This window comes from Anaerolineae bacterium (assembly GCA_013178165.1).
Taxonomy (GTDB): Bacteria; Chloroflexota; Anaerolineae; order Aggregatilineales; family Ch27; genus Ch27.
The window spans coordinates 1-13,514 of the sequence record JABLXG010000022.1 but is presented as its reverse complement, the minus strand read 5'-3'; the positions used below and the strand labels follow the sequence as shown (position 1 = coordinate 13,514).

General features: G+C 61.2%; 11 protein-coding genes. 2 read left to right on the top strand and 9 right to left on the bottom strand.

All coding sequences use genetic code 11. The features are described from left to right. Positions 1 to 7: 7 nt before the first annotated feature. Genes HPY64_12460 through HPY64_12450 form a run of 3 tightly spaced genes read right to left on the bottom strand, consistent with a single transcriptional unit; the run spans position 8 to position 5,037 of the window. Complete coding sequence (locus HPY64_12460; GenBank protein NPV67950.1) at positions 8 to 1,435, bottom strand: sugar transferase; 1,428 nt, start codon at positions 1,433 to 1,435, stop codon at positions 8 to 10. A 22-nt stretch (positions 1,436 to 1,457) separates the two neighbouring features. After that, positions 1,458 to 3,374: a hypothetical protein gene (locus HPY64_12455; protein ID NPV67949.1), complete on the bottom strand. Its 1,917-nt coding sequence runs from the start codon at positions 3,372 to 3,374 to the stop codon at positions 1,458 to 1,460. 10 nt (positions 3,375 to 3,384) lie between these two features. Next, positions 3,385 to 5,037, bottom strand: a complete 1,653-nt coding sequence (locus tag HPY64_12450) for a hypothetical protein (protein NPV67948.1) — start codon at positions 5,035 to 5,037, stop codon at positions 3,385 to 3,387. 106 nt (positions 5,038 to 5,143) lie between these two features. Between HPY64_12450 and HPY64_12445 the strand changes: the two genes are divergently transcribed. Beyond that, positions 5,144 to 5,845: a hypothetical protein gene (locus HPY64_12445; protein NPV67947.1), complete on the top strand. Its 702-nt coding sequence runs from the start codon at positions 5,144 to 5,146 to the stop codon at positions 5,843 to 5,845. A 16-nt stretch (positions 5,846 to 5,861) separates the two neighbouring features. Further along, complete coding sequence (locus HPY64_12440) at positions 5,862 to 8,540, top strand: HEAT repeat domain-containing protein (GenBank protein ID NPV67946.1); 2,679 nt, start codon at positions 5,862 to 5,864, stop codon at positions 8,538 to 8,540. Between the two features lie 19 nt (positions 8,541 to 8,559). On the opposite strand, the gene HPY64_12435 is transcribed toward HPY64_12440, so the two are convergent. From HPY64_12435 to pgeF, 6 genes are all read right to left on the bottom strand, one after another. Beyond that, complete coding sequence (locus HPY64_12435) at positions 8,560 to 10,182, bottom strand: SH3 domain-containing protein (protein ID NPV67945.1); 1,623 nt, start codon at positions 10,180 to 10,182, stop codon at positions 8,560 to 8,562. 189 nt (positions 10,183 to 10,371) lie between these two features. Then, a complete protein-coding gene (locus tag HPY64_12430) occupies positions 10,372 to 11,169 on the bottom strand; it encodes a hypothetical protein (protein NPV67944.1) in 798 nt (265 codons plus the stop codon). A 4-nt stretch (positions 11,170 to 11,173) separates the two neighbouring features. Next, the gene (locus HPY64_12425; GenBank protein ID NPV67943.1) at positions 11,174 to 11,488 is read right to left on the bottom strand and encodes a DUF167 domain-containing protein; all 315 of its coding nucleotides are present in this window, start codon (positions 11,486 to 11,488) and stop codon (positions 11,174 to 11,176) included. A 15-nt stretch (positions 11,489 to 11,503) separates the two neighbouring features. After that, positions 11,504 to 11,746, bottom strand: coding sequence for a YggT family protein (locus tag HPY64_12420; GenBank protein NPV67942.1), 243 nt, complete (start codon positions 11,744 to 11,746; stop codon positions 11,504 to 11,506). 11 nt (positions 11,747 to 11,757) lie between these two features. After that, the gene (locus HPY64_12415) at positions 11,758 to 12,495 is read right to left on the bottom strand and encodes a YggS family pyridoxal phosphate-dependent enzyme (protein ID NPV67941.1); all 738 of its coding nucleotides are present in this window, start codon (positions 12,493 to 12,495) and stop codon (positions 11,758 to 11,760) included. Between the two features lie 19 nt (positions 12,496 to 12,514). Continuing rightward, complete coding sequence (gene pgeF / locus HPY64_12410; protein NPV67940.1) at positions 12,515 to 13,309, bottom strand: peptidoglycan editing factor PgeF; 795 nt, start codon at positions 13,307 to 13,309, stop codon at positions 12,515 to 12,517. Between the last annotated feature and the right edge of the window lie 205 nt (positions 13,310 to 13,514).

Below are 13,514 nucleotides of genomic sequence, written 5' to 3'. Positions count from 1 at the left end.
GCATCGGTCACTGCCCGGCGAAGCTGAGCATCCGACCAATGGTGCGGATCGCGATCTGCAGGTCCAGCAGCAGCGAGCGGTGCCGGATGTAGTACAGATCGTATTGCAGCTTGATCAGGTGGTCTTCCAAAGAATTGGCATACGCGTAACGCACCTGCGCCCAGCCGGTAATTCCCGGCTGTACAGCCAGCCTAGTCCGATAAAATGGGATTTCCCGCGTCAGCGCGTCGATGAATTCCGGGCGTTCCGGGCGTGGACCGATCATGCTCATCTCGCCGCGCAGCACGTTCCACAGCTGCGGAACCTCGTCCAACCGGCTGCGACGCAAGAAACGCCCGACCCGCGTGATCCGGGGATCATTCCTGGCGGCAAACACAGCGCCAGTCTCTTGTTCGGCATTGGGAACCATAGAGCGTAGCTTGATCACCTTGAAGCGGCGTCCACCCCGCCCAACCCGCTCCTGCCGGAAAAAGATTGGACCAGGCGAATCCAGCCGCATGGCGGGAACCAGCACAAGAAAGATCGGGACAAACAGAGCCAGCCCGCTCAGCGCCATAACGATATCAAGCAGCCGCTTCAATACTGGATAAGGGTCAAAAATTGAGGCCGTCTCGATCGGCAGGACAATGGCCCAGTCCTTGCCCACGTACTGCACCGGAACTCGTCCAGTCAGCCGCTCATACAGGATCGCCATGGGAACAATGGAAATCCCCTGCTGGTAGCAATCCATGACGCCCTGAAATAGATCGCCACTCAGTTCGCATGGCGTAGCGATAATCAGTTCCGTCACATCATAACGGCGGGCCAGGGCCAGTACCTCACTGCCGCTACCCAGCACTGGCACACCGGCCACCAATCGCCCCTGATCCTGATCCCCGCTGACGATTCCGATGACCTGATACTGGCCGGGGGCATAAGCCTCGATTGCCTCGATGATGGTCGTAGCGCCCCAATCCGCGCCAACCACCAGGGCGCGGCGCTTTTCGCTGGCCCAACCCATCAGGTATGGACGCCATAACCGCCACACGGCGATCAGCACAAACGAGGCCGCACCATAATACAGGATGAACAGGCGTGGCAAAGCATCACGGGGCGATAGGAAGAAGATGATCAGGTAGACAACCAGCAGTTGCAGGGTAACCGCCAGCAGGCGATTCAGAGTCGCGATATGGCTTGAAGCCAGTTGAAGATCATACAGATCGTTGGCAGAAGCCAGCAGTAACCACAGTGCGGGCAGGATCACCAGCCAGTGTGACTCTTCCAGAATGAAGGCCAGTGTGTATGGGCGGCGGCGATCGACCAGCGACCAGACAAACAGCGCGATCAACACTGCGGCCACCGTCGCCGCCACATCCCCCGCCCGCAGGAGCAACCGCCGCTCTGAGATTCGAAACTGCGGGCGGCGTCTTCTGGATGGCCTCGGTTCGAAGAACATAGCCACCTCAGCTATCCATCCGCTACCCGGCGCTGCCGCTCATTCTAGCATCACTGTTGTCCGGACGCGCTAACCTGGCTATCCGTACACGATCACGCCCCCAGAGCGCCAGACAGGCTGCCATCGACCCTCCGGAAATCAGCACACCCGTGGCAAAGGCCTGCTCGCCAAATGGCTCCTGGGTCACATACGCGTTCTTGCCCAATACAACAACGCTATCGCCAGCGTACCTGGCCTCTACGGCGCTGACCGCCTCGGCATAGGTCTGCGTCACAAGAGGCTCAAAGTTGTTGAACATTGGCTGGCGGTCAAGCAGATTCAGGTTAGGCAGGGATGCCGCCCGTAGCTCTGGCCAGCGCTCTACGGCCCGCCGGTAGTCCCGGAAATCAAAGAATTCCTCATACATCAGCCGCTGCTGCAGCGCCTGCGGCATGTACAGCATCGGTGCGTCAACAGCAGCCGGGCGTGGCGCAAAGAACTCGGCGGGTACAGTCGGATTCAGGCCGCGAAAGGCCCAGAAGAGATCCGCCGCGATGAAGATCAGCACCGTCATTTCCCACAACGCGCCACACCTGGACGACTTCTCAATCGGGCGTAGCAGGGCCAGAACCGCGCAACCTGCGCTCACAGTTCCCAGCCCGATCACCGCCCGGCCCATTACCTGCAACGGGGAATCAACCGGCACCAGCCAGCGTACAGCGATCCCGCCCATCACAATCATGGCGCATCCCGCCGCTAGAAACAGGCGGTTCCAGAACACGGGGCGCGGTCCGCGCCCCCAGGAATAACTTACCCCCATGCCCGCCAGCAGGCTGGCCGGGAAAACAAACAGAATCAACCACCGCACCGGCCCCTGAAAAGCCTGAAACGTGGGCACATACCGGTACAGCAATGGGAACAGAAAGCCGTTCCTGCCCAGCGCAATCAGAAAGGCCACGATTGCCATCCCCGTCCAGAAGGGTACATCCCGCCTGAGCCATCCACCTTCCGGGATTGCCTGTCGGCTAACCCGCCAACCGACCGCGCTCAGTGCTGCCACCAGCGGTAACAGGCCCATGTACGCCGCATCCTCAAAGTACGCGCCTTCGGTCAGGTAACTGCCATCCGCCGGTGTACCGTACAGGTTGGGCGCCAATAGCGTCAGCGCACGTTCCACTGCGTAGCTGAAATTGGTCGTCCACTCGTAATGCAGTCCGTCGGCGCGCACCGATCGGGCATACAGTTCTGCTGTCGGGAAAAGTTGTGCCGCTGCCAGGCCGAAGCCTAGCAGTAACCCTCCGGCCACTCTGGCCCACAGCCGCCAGCGATCTTTCCGCTGAAGGCGCCCGCCTATCCAGACGACATAGCCTGCCAGACCCAATAGCGTGTAATAGGTCGTTTGGGCGTGACCGGCCAGCAGTTGCAGCGCCGCAATGAGCGCAAGGCCAGCAACACGGCCCGCCCCACCATCCCTTGCCCTGTCCGCCGCCCAGAATAGCCACGGCAACCAGGCCGCAGCCGCTACCGTCGGAAATGAACCTAGTCGAGCAACCAAATATCCGCTAAGGGAAAACGCCAGGGCGCTGACGGCTCGTCCAAAGTCTGGCATGCCCAGGCGTCCGGTGAAACGCCAGACCCCTGCCGCAGCCCATACAATATGGGCGACTGCCAGCAGGTTCATTGCCGTGACATCGGGGAGAATCAAATGCAGCCAGTTCGGGGGGTAAAGGACCGCGGTTTGGTAGTTAGCCAGCAATGGCGCACCACCGCCATTATAAGGGTTCCACAGCGGCAGGTGTCCGGCCCGCAACTCCGCAAAGGCGTAAGCCCGCCAGGGATAGAACTGAAGGGTTGGCAATCCCCAGAAGAGCGTCTCGCCAGCCAGCAGTGGCCACAACCATCCCAGCAGAACCACCCCCAGCAGGCCAAACAACATCCAGGCATGCCAGCGAGCAGCCATAGCCTACCGCCTAGCGGGGCAGTTCGTACAGCGTTACAGCACCAAAATCAAGGATACGGCTGCCCATGGTTCCCAGGCTGCTATAACATGGTTCGCGTCCATCCTCCTGGTTATCCAGAGCGCGTTCCTGCGGTCCCACCACAATATAACGTACGCTGTACCCATCCCTTTCTTGTGTGGGCCAGTAGCACGCATGACCGCTGAACCAGTCTTCCACCTGAGTGTAGCGGGCAGCGCTGCGGAGCGTTTCGAACGGGTGGCCGTAGACGACACGCTTATCAGCGTAGGCCGGGATCCACAGGCCGACGTTTGGGCTGCTCAACACCACATCTTCAGCAGAACCATTGTGACGCAACCAGACCATCACATCCCAGTAGTCACGTTCTAAAAGCAGGCGCTGGCCAAGACCGGCCTGCGGGTTGACAATGCCAAATAGCGGAACGCCCAGCGTTATCACATGGGTGGGAATCACCGCCAGCACCAGCGCTATCGGGATCACGGTGCGCCCTCTGCCACTGTAACGCACGAGCCAGTAATCCTCCAGCGAGCGCACAGCAAAAAAGACCAGCGGGATCACCAAGCCAATCATGAAGCGCCGTTGATGGTTGAAGGGGATGAAAACAGCCACTAGATTCACGACCAGCCACAACAGCATCAACTGGTCGCCATCTTCCTCAAAGCGGCGAACTGCCCGCGCCAATCCAGGCAGGGCAACAATCGGCAACAATCCGTACCCCAGCAAGATCAGCAACGGATGCGCTGTCAGATTGTGGATCTGGGCGTTCCAGATTTGCACGGCTGGGTTGTAGGTCAGCACCAGTACCAGATACACCGCCACCAGCGCCGCCGGCAGAAACAACATAGCCGTCCACCGCAATTCTAGCACCGGGATGGTCCGACGCCGTGCGGCAGTGATCACCAGGTACAGCACCAGTGTGCTCCCCAACGGCACCAGCGCATGAGGCATCACCAGCGCCAGCACCAGTGCCAGCACAAAGATTGTCAGGCCACCATTAGCGACGGCCGGCTCTTCCCGAAAGTCAATCCGGAAGACCTTAACATAGCTGGCTGCCAGCAACGCCAGGCAACCGATCGCCAGTGGAAAGTGGGGGTTTGCATAAGCAGCATACAGGGGATAGGCCTCAGGAACCGTCAAATCCGGTAGGGCGCTGGCTTCAACGTTGAACAACAGGGCTATCCAGCCCAGACCTGAAGCCAGGGAAGCCAGTCCGAAGAACAGCCGCCGTGGTCGCTCCCGTGTCCAGATCGTCGCCCCCAGCTGGTAAAGCGTGCTGAACATGAACAGCGTAGCAACCACCCGCGCCAGATGAAACACCACCAGATTCGAAACGCCGATCAGGTGCGCAACGTGCCCCAGCAGGATATAGAACAGATATACCGCTGCACCAGCGTGGGCTTCAGGCGTATGGGTCAGGTGGAATATCCATTCCCCCTGGATGCCCAGCCCGATCTTGGCCAGGTAAGTTGCGCCATCCAGCGGATTGGCCAGAATGCCCATAAACTGCCAGTCAGCGGCCCTGGCGTTAGCCGCCAGCGCCCAGGCATATGGCAGCAGGGTCAGCGCGGTCAATACCCCGCCGACCGTAAACACCCAGCGCCATTCCTTTGGCGTGATCTCAGTTGCTCCCCAGCTTTGCATCATGGCGCCCTTAATCCCCGTTTGCACTTGATCATGGCATGGGTATAATGCGAGCCAGTAGATAGCCTCTCATATTCTATAATGATGTCCCGCTCCCGGATACCGGACCATGAACCAGGCGCAGGCCCTGTATCAGCTACAGAACATTGACCTCAGCATCAGTGAATACAAAGCCCGACTGGCTGAGATCGAACGACTGCTTGCTGAGCATACACGCGTTCCAGCAGCGGAGCAAACCCTGCACCAGGCGGAAGAAGCCCTGACTTCCTCGCGAGTCAGGGTGCGCGACCTGGAACTTGAACTAAAGGGGCTGGCTAGCAAGAGCGCCGCTACAGAGGAAACGCTCTACAGCGGCAGAGTCACCAACCCCAAGGAACTGCAGGACCTGCAGGAAGAAGTGGCTTCGCTAAGGCGCCGGCACAACCGGCTGGAGGATTCACTCCTCGAAGCCATGATCGAGACTGAATCAGCTCAGGAACGCTTCCAGCAGGCCGCCGCTGACCTGGCCGAGGCTCGCGCGGAAGCTGATGCGTCCCGGCAGGCGCTGACGGCTGAGTTTGAGCAGATCCAGCAGGCGCTCGAACCACTTCGCCAGCAACGATCAGAGCTCTTGCGCCTGATTGATGCAGCCAACCTGGAACTGTACAAGAAGCTGTACAGCAACAAACACGGGCAGGCAGTGGCTCCTGTGGAGGATGGCGCATGTCGCGCCTGCGGCGTCAGCCAGACCTCGGCAACCGTCCAGCTGGTGCGCCAGGGATACAAACTGGTTCGTTGCAATAATTGCGGGCGTATCCTGGTCATGCCGTAGCCCGAAGGGGGAAAGCATGTCCGAATTCCGGTTTGACCCGATCTCCTTTCTGATCGGCTTTGTTAGCAGTGCGATTCTGGCCGCTGCCGTCTACCGCTTCCGCAACACTATCGGTCGTCTGCGGCGCCAGGCCAGCGCCGGCGCGGAAAGCGCTCGCCGCTTTGCCACACGCACCGCTGATGCCCGCTACCAGATTGATCTGGGCCGCTACTGCCAGCGTTACCATATCGCCGGTCGTCTGGTCAAACTGAGCGACATCCTGATCGAGCCGCGCTTCATCCCCGGCGTCGAGCCTTATGACACGTCTGGGGAACACCGTATGCGCAATCCTTTCCATGTCTTGCCGCTGATTCACCGCTTCCCGGCGGCGTACGCACCCTTCAATATCCGCACCATCGGCATCCCGGACCTGGGAGCGGGAGATCGCCACTTGGCGCTGCTTGGGCAGCCAGGCAGCGGGCGAAGCGCCGCCCTGGCGGCCATCGCCCTCTGGTCACTCGGTGACCTACAGTTCGAACACGCCGTCGATCCCCTGCAGGCCAGCCTGGAGCAGGAAGAAGCTCGTCTGGAGAAAAAGGTTCGCGATGCGCGGCAGGCCGAACGCAGCCAGATTCAGGCCCGCGCACTGGAGAGAATCGCCCGCGCTCAGGAAGAAGCCCGCGCTACCCTGACCACCAGCGAATCTCGCCCAGACGCGGTAGACCTACGCCGGCTGATGCCCATTCTGGTGCATCTGGGCGATGTCGTCATTGATCCAGCTTCACAGGCGCGCCTTGATCCGGCAGAGCCACTGGTTCAGGCCATGCAGCACAACCTGCGCCGCCTGACCGCCCTCACTACTCCGCGCTATATCTACAACCGTCTGAGCGTCGGCCAGGCCCTGGTGCTACTCGACGGTCTGGATGACTTGCCCGTGGCAGAACAACAGGCCAAACTCGCCTGGCTTGGCCGTTTCCTCAAAGCGTATCCAGACTGCGTTGTTATTGTTGCTGGCCCGGCAACCGGTTTTCACCCCCTGCAGGAGCTGGGGTTGACACCTATCTTCCTCCGGCCCTGGATGAACGCAGACATTCAGCGGTACGCGGAAAAGTGGGCTACAGCCTGGCCGCGCATCGCCAAGGCCCGTCGCCGCGCCATGCCGCCGTTGGACGAGCGGGCGATCCGTATCGTTACTACGAACGCCCGCGCACTTACACCGCTTGATCTGACTGGCCGCATCCTGGCTACCTATCACCAGAACAGCGAGGATGCCGGGAATCTCACGCGCTGGGACTGGTACAATCACCTGGTAACCAGCAATTTCCGCCTGAAGGAATTTGAAAACAATCGTGACCTAGCTGACGCGGTCCTCTACGCTGTGGCATTGCTGGCAGCCCAGATACTGACCAATGGCCCGCTGTCCGTTGAACAATTGCGCAAGGCTGCGGATGAAGCGCTGCGTGCAGCGGGCAAAGCTGAAGGCAGCCCCTCTGCCCGCCCACCACTCGATCCCGAACGCTTCCTCCGCCTGCTTGTAGTGGATTCCGGACTGCTCATTCAGCGTGTAGGCGGCCAGTTCGACTTTGCCCACCCGGTGCTCCGGGCTTTTCTGGCCAGCGTGACGCTGCTCGCGAGCGATAGCCAGCCGGCGCTGCAGGACGTCGTCACTGATCCGGTCTGGCAGACCGCCCTACCGTTCGCTGCCGCCAAGGCGCCTACAGAAGTCATGAACCGCGCCGTGGTCAGGAAGCTTTCGCAGCAACCCGATCTGCTCTTCCAGAATCTGTTTGATCTGGCCTGGTGGATGGCCGACGCACCAGCAGATGCGCCCTGGCGCGGCGAGGTATTCAAGCGCTTTGCCGCTGCGCTAATCACTCCTGCCCAGTTCCCTGTACTGCGTGAATGGACAATGGCTGCCCTGGTGACAACCCGCGACCGCAATGCTACGCTTATCCTGCGTCAGGCGCTGCATTCCCTGGACCCGCAGGTGCGCTGTCTGGGGTGTCTTGGCCTGGGCGCCTTTGGCGATTCCGAGGCCATCCGCGAGCTGCGCCCCATGATGGAGGATGAAGAGCTGGACGTACAGCTGGCGGCTTACCTGGCGCTGGCGGCTATCGGCACCGATCGGGCCATCGAGCTATTGACCGAGGGTCTCTACGATGGGCAGGAAAGCCTGCGACAGGCGATCGCCGAATCGCTGGCTGCTTTCCCGGTGCCCGGTTATGCCCTGCTGCATGAAGCGGTACGGTCCGAGGACATGCTGATGCGCCGCGCAGCCGTCTTTGGTCTGGCGCGCATTAACACACCCTGGGCGCTGACCGACCTGTACGAACGCATGCTGGAAGACGATCAGTGGTACGTGCGCAGTGCAGCCGAGCAGGCGCTTGGGCGCACGGCCATCGTTGGACCGACCGCGGCTACCGCCCACCCTCCGGTAGAAAAACTGGAATGGGTAAACGATTGGGTAGCCGAACAGAGTCAGCAGGCTGCCCCCGGCGAAGATGCACGCCACATGCTTATCACGATGCTCCGGACTGGCGGACAGGGCTACCGCGTTGCCTCAGCACGAACCCTGGGCAAGCTTGGCTACCTGCCTGCTCTCCCGGCGCTGTACCAGATCCTGGCTGATGAAGCCGAACTGATCCGGGCGGCTGGCTACGCAGCTCTGGCGGATCTTGAAGTTCAGCTCGCCAGTCCGCTGCCTGGTGTGTTGTAAGTTATTGTGACTATACGAATTATTCTGTTGATTCTGCCACTCCGGTGGCATTCGGCGGAAAGCACAGCACTTCCACCTGTGTGCGATTGAATGGATCGCCATCCCAGCGCAGCACATAAACGCCGTCAGTAGGGGCGACAAAGTCCAGTGGGCCGGCAATCTGGCGATCCGCAACCGCCAGAAACCTGGTTTCAGCAAGTGGTACACTCTCGGCGTCGCTCATTACATAGAGCTGTCGGGCGTCTCCTTCGCTGGGAAGCCTATGCTGGACAATGGCGCTCACCTGCGCCCCGGCGGGCGCGCTGAAGCGCACTTCCCGGCCAGATATCTCATCCCAGCGCAGTAGAACATCTTCACAGGCCAGTATTGTTGTTGCAGCAGATACCTGCGGCAGATCGCACGTCACGCCTGCCAGCAAATTGCCGCCTGCAGTTTCTGCAACAAATGTGTATACCCCCGCCCTGTCCGCGACATAATCGGCGACAAGAGCGGTTCCTGAGCCGTGCACCACGCTTTGGACCTCCCCGTTCGGCCCCTGAATCGCCAGGCCGGTCACGCTGGCGCCGCTGAAGCTGATCCGGATTGACTGCCCTGCCTCCAGAGCCACCAAAACGCGACTCTGGCCGTCCTCAACGGCAACCGGCACCTGCTGCGTCAGCGCCGCACAGCGTAGAGTCCCATCCGCGTTAGCTTCAGGAACCGGTTGTGCCTCGGCAGGAGGGGTGACAGAGCGTGGCAGCAGCCCCAGTAGCGCCTGCGCAATATCTGCCGTGACCAAGTTCAGCGCCGGCCCCGGTACGCCTGCTACCGTGCCTCCACTCATCGACACCCGGATCATCTGTCCGGCTTCCGCTCGCCGATTCACATCGGCGACTGCCAGCACAGCGTATCCTTCGATAGTCTGCACCGCCAGCACATCATCCGGGCTGGCCTGCACCAGCGCGGTGCCATCAAGTGTCAACGTCAGACCATTGATCCGCCACGACGCCTTGCCACCCTCGGATTGGAGCAACAGACCGCCACGAGGCGCACCAGCGCAGGCTGGCACAAGGAAGCTGGTCTGCAGGCGCGCGCCCTGAAAAGCCGGCGCGGGCAAACCGCCGTTCACCGCCCCACTGAGCGGATCGATCACCAGCATGGCGGCAGGATCGCAATCTGCTGGAGCAAGCTGGGCAAAAATCCAAACATCACGGTCTTCCCAGCGAACGCGCCACCACGATCCATCAGCCAGCCGCGCGGTGATGGGCACGGAAGCGCCCGGCGAGAGTTGCCCCAGAATCGCCGACTCAGTATTAGGTTCCTGCCGGATGTTCACTGTGCCAATCGAAACCGCATTGCAGACAGGCGCGACAGGCGGCCCTGGCTCATGGGTCAGCGATGCTTCGCCAAACAGCACCGCAGTCAGGCGCTCGCCTTCCGCCAGACCGGGCACATTCAGCACACTGATACCCGGCACTGGCTCTTCCGGTGTCGCCCCATGCGTTTCCACCCGCTCAATGTCCTCCAGCGGCAGTTCTGATCCGTTACCAGGCTGCTGCCCGGACGGCCCATAGACTTCAACCCGCCCTGCCGGACACAGCATACCCGGAGCCACACGGCCACAGGTGGCCGCACTCGCCACCATCTCTGCCGTATCCATCATGCAGCTTTCATCCCCCTGGGCATCCGCCACAGGAAACTGCACCACCCCGGACCACAGCAAGCCTGAGCACAATAGCCATGCCAGTGCAAAAACACGCGCTCGACCAGTCATCAGCAAACCTCGCACTACTGGCCACAGGATGCCAGCCGCATGGGGCAGTCCCGGCCCATGGCCAAACGTATCAACTACTCAACCCTGATCAGGGGAAACGCCCACCGCAGTAGCCAGCGGTGTAGCCGTCACCTGAATGGCCTCCGCCGGGCAATAAACCACCTGCCGGTAATCGCTGTGATACACATACGTGGTTTCGCCGGCCTGCAGCACAATGCGATAGCCAGACACAGGCGTCGGAGGCACCTGCTCATCGCTCAGGAGACAGCCTAGCCGGGCATCTGGCCAGTCAACCGGATAGGCGTCCACCACAAATATCCGACGCACTGGCAGATCCAGCCGTCGGGCTAAGTGGGCGCGCGCCAGTTCCACCAGCGCCTGCACCTGCGTATCAAGAATGATCAGGTCACCTGCTGGCGCTGACTCCTCAACCGGGCATAATACAAACCTCGCTCTGCTGTCCGTATGGTAGATGTATCGCGTACTTCCGATCAGCAGGCTGATCCGGTAACCGGGCAACGATTCGCCGTCTACCTGATCGACCGGCTGACACTCCAGCTGGCCACCCGGCCACGAGACAGCTTCGACCATCCACACATCAATCTCATCAGTCGCCACACCCTCATGCTCAGCCAGGTCAGCAACTACCAGCCCTACCATATTTCGAGCCGTTTCAACCCCTGCCGCCCCTGCCGGTGTCGGCGTCAGAGGTGGGGATATTGGGGTTGAGGTTACTGCCGGAGCCAGCGTTGGCGATGGCGTCAACGTATCAGTAGAGCGGATCAGCGCCTGGGTGGGCTGCTGCAGGCCTGGCCCGGTCTCACCGCAGCCAGCCAGCAGCACGATCGCCGCAACCACCCAGGCAATGCGCTTCATAAAACTAACTCTCGCGATCGGCCAGGCGTTCATCGAGCACAGCAGGATCAAGGCCATCCACGCTCACCAGTTTGTCCCGACCTTTAAAACCGGCCACGATCTGGATGGCCCCCGGCGCAACCTGCAACCACCGGGCCAGAAATGCTATCAGTTCCTGGTTGACCAGATCAGGGTCAGCGGGCGAGGAAGTCAACCGAATCCTGAGCGCCCCACCCTCATGTACACCAGCGATCTCGGCGCGCTCCGCCCTGGTGATCACATGCACCGCAAAAGCGGCTCCGCCAACACCATCCCGGATTTCGAACTTCCGCCTGGTCATGAGCAGCCATCCTTTCTACAGCGCGGCGACGATAACCTGTGTCACCAGCTGGACAAGAATCATGGCGATCACCGGGCTGAAGTCCAACCCCATCGTCTGCGGAAGCACCTGGCGGATCGGTTGTAGCACCGGCTCTGTGAGCTGGAGCAATACCTGCACCACCGGATGATACGGATTGATCTGCACCCAGCTCATCAGCACGCGAGCCAGCAAAACAAACTGATACAGCCGTCCGAGCATCAGGATAAACTCAGCCATGACATTGCACCTCATAACCGCGGGCCGAAGATAGCCCGACCAATCCGCACAATCGTCGCGCCTTCACTGATCGCCACCGGATAATCATCCGTCATCCCCATACTGAGTTGCGACCAGTCGACCTGTGGGAACGACTCCGCCAGGGCATCACGCAGGCGGCGCAACCCCGCAAAGATCGGACGCGCCTGTTCCGCATCCGTCACAATGGGCGCCATGGTCATCAGTCCACGCACCCGGATTCCAGGCAAGGTCTGAATCTGGCGCACATCTTCCCATAGCGCCTGGCGCAGCGTCGCGCTCCCCTCCCAGCCAGCCACCGGCCAGCCATACTTGCTGGCTTCGCCGCTGGTATTCATCTCCAGCAGAATGTCCAGCGTCTCACCCGCATCCTGAGCCAGCCGCGAGAGTTTAGACGCCAGCCGCAGGGAATCCACCGAATGGATCAGGACGAATCGCGACAGCACCAGCCGCGCTTTGCGGCTTTGAATGTGGCCGATCATGTGCCAGCGCACTGGCGCAACTGGCAGCTTTGCGCTGACAGCAGTGATCTTCTCCACCGCCTCTTCCGGGCGGTTCTCGCCGAAATCAGTCTGCCCGGCCCGCCAGGCAGCCACCACCAGATCAGGCGGCTGTGTCTTGCTGACCGCCACCAGTGTCACCGTCTCCGGCGAACGGCCCGCTGCCTGGCACGCCGCCGCAATCTGCTCGCGCACGAACCGTAGACGTTCGTCAAGCTCCTGTGCTTTCAGGATCACGGCTCGCCATCCCCTAGGCGCCCGGCAGGGCGATCACCACACCAAATCGACCCGTGCGGCCCTGCTCCGCCCGATGAGAATAGAATTCATGCGTCTGCGTCGCCGTACAGAGTCCGGCGACCTCCACCTGGCGCACACCAACCGCATTGAGCGCCCGGCGGTTGGCCGCCCACAGATCGAGATACGCCTCGCCATCCTCCCGGCGCCGGATCAGGCCATCGCTCTCCCCGAACGCCCACTGCACGGCGTTCACTACGTCCTCGCCGACACGGTACTGCTCCGGCCCGATGCTTGGCCCGATCCCCGCCTGAATATCCTCCGGCTGGCACCCATACCGCTGGATCATCGCTTCCACGATGCTCTGAGCAACGCCTGCGACCGTACCGCGCCAGCCAGCATGAGCCAGGCCAATCACCTGTTTGACCGGATCGTAGAGCAAAATCGGCACACAATCCGCAAAGCGCATGGTCAACACCGCGCCGGGGCGATCGGTGATCAGGCCATCCGCTTTACCCAGGATACCCCCAGCGCAGGACAAGTCTTCGACAGCGATGACCTCCCGACCATGCACCTGCCACACCGTGCAGAAGTGGCGCTCATCCAGCCCCAGAGCCGCTGCCATCAGCGCCTTGTTCCTGGCAACCGCCTGCGGATCGTCGCCGACGGTGCTGCCCACATTGAGCGACGCCCACGGTGCAACGCTGACACCACCCAGCCGCGTGAAAACGCCATGCACCGGCGCTTGCGCGCTGCCAGCCCATTGCTCGAACTGGTAATAGACCGGCCCATCAGTGACGATACGCCGCACTGTCGTGTCCTCGCCTCCGGAACATCCAGCCAGCAGACAGGGCGATTATAGCGTGTGCCGCATGGAGTTGCTGCATCCCGCATTCTCTCAAGGCAAATGCGACTCAGCGAAACGAGCGGGCGTGAGCATGTCGAGTGAGAGATGCGGGCGCCGGTGGTGATAGTAGTCGAGGAAAGCATTGGCGCACTGCTGGGCCAGCTCCAAT

Coding starts and splice junctions, on each gene's coding strand:
- HPY64_12460 (NPV67950.1), bottom strand. CDS start 1,435: ATGTTCTTCGAACCGAGGCCATCCAGAAGACGCCGCCCGCAGTTTCGA.
- HPY64_12455 (NPV67949.1), bottom strand. CDS start 3,374: ATGGCTGCTCGCTGGCATGCCTGGATGTTGTTTGGCCTGCTGGGGGTG.
- HPY64_12450 (NPV67948.1), bottom strand. CDS start 5,037: ATGATGCAAAGCTGGGGAGCAACTGAGATCACGCCAAAGGAATGGCGC.
- HPY64_12445 (NPV67947.1), top strand. CDS start 5,144: ATGAACCAGGCGCAGGCCCTGTATCAGCTACAGAACATTGACCTCAGC.
- HPY64_12440 (NPV67946.1), top strand. CDS start 5,862: ATGTCCGAATTCCGGTTTGACCCGATCTCCTTTCTGATCGGCTTTGTT.
- HPY64_12435 (NPV67945.1), bottom strand. CDS start 10,182: ATGATGGATACGGCAGAGATGGTGGCGAGTGCGGCCACCTGTGGCCGT.
- HPY64_12430 (NPV67944.1), bottom strand. CDS start 11,169: ATGAAGCGCATTGCCTGGGTGGTTGCGGCGATCGTGCTGCTGGCTGGC.
- HPY64_12425 (NPV67943.1), bottom strand. CDS start 11,488: ATGACCAGGCGGAAGTTCGAAATCCGGGATGGTGTTGGCGGAGCCGCT.
- HPY64_12420 (NPV67942.1), bottom strand. CDS start 11,746: ATGGCTGAGTTTATCCTGATGCTCGGACGGCTGTATCAGTTTGTTTTG.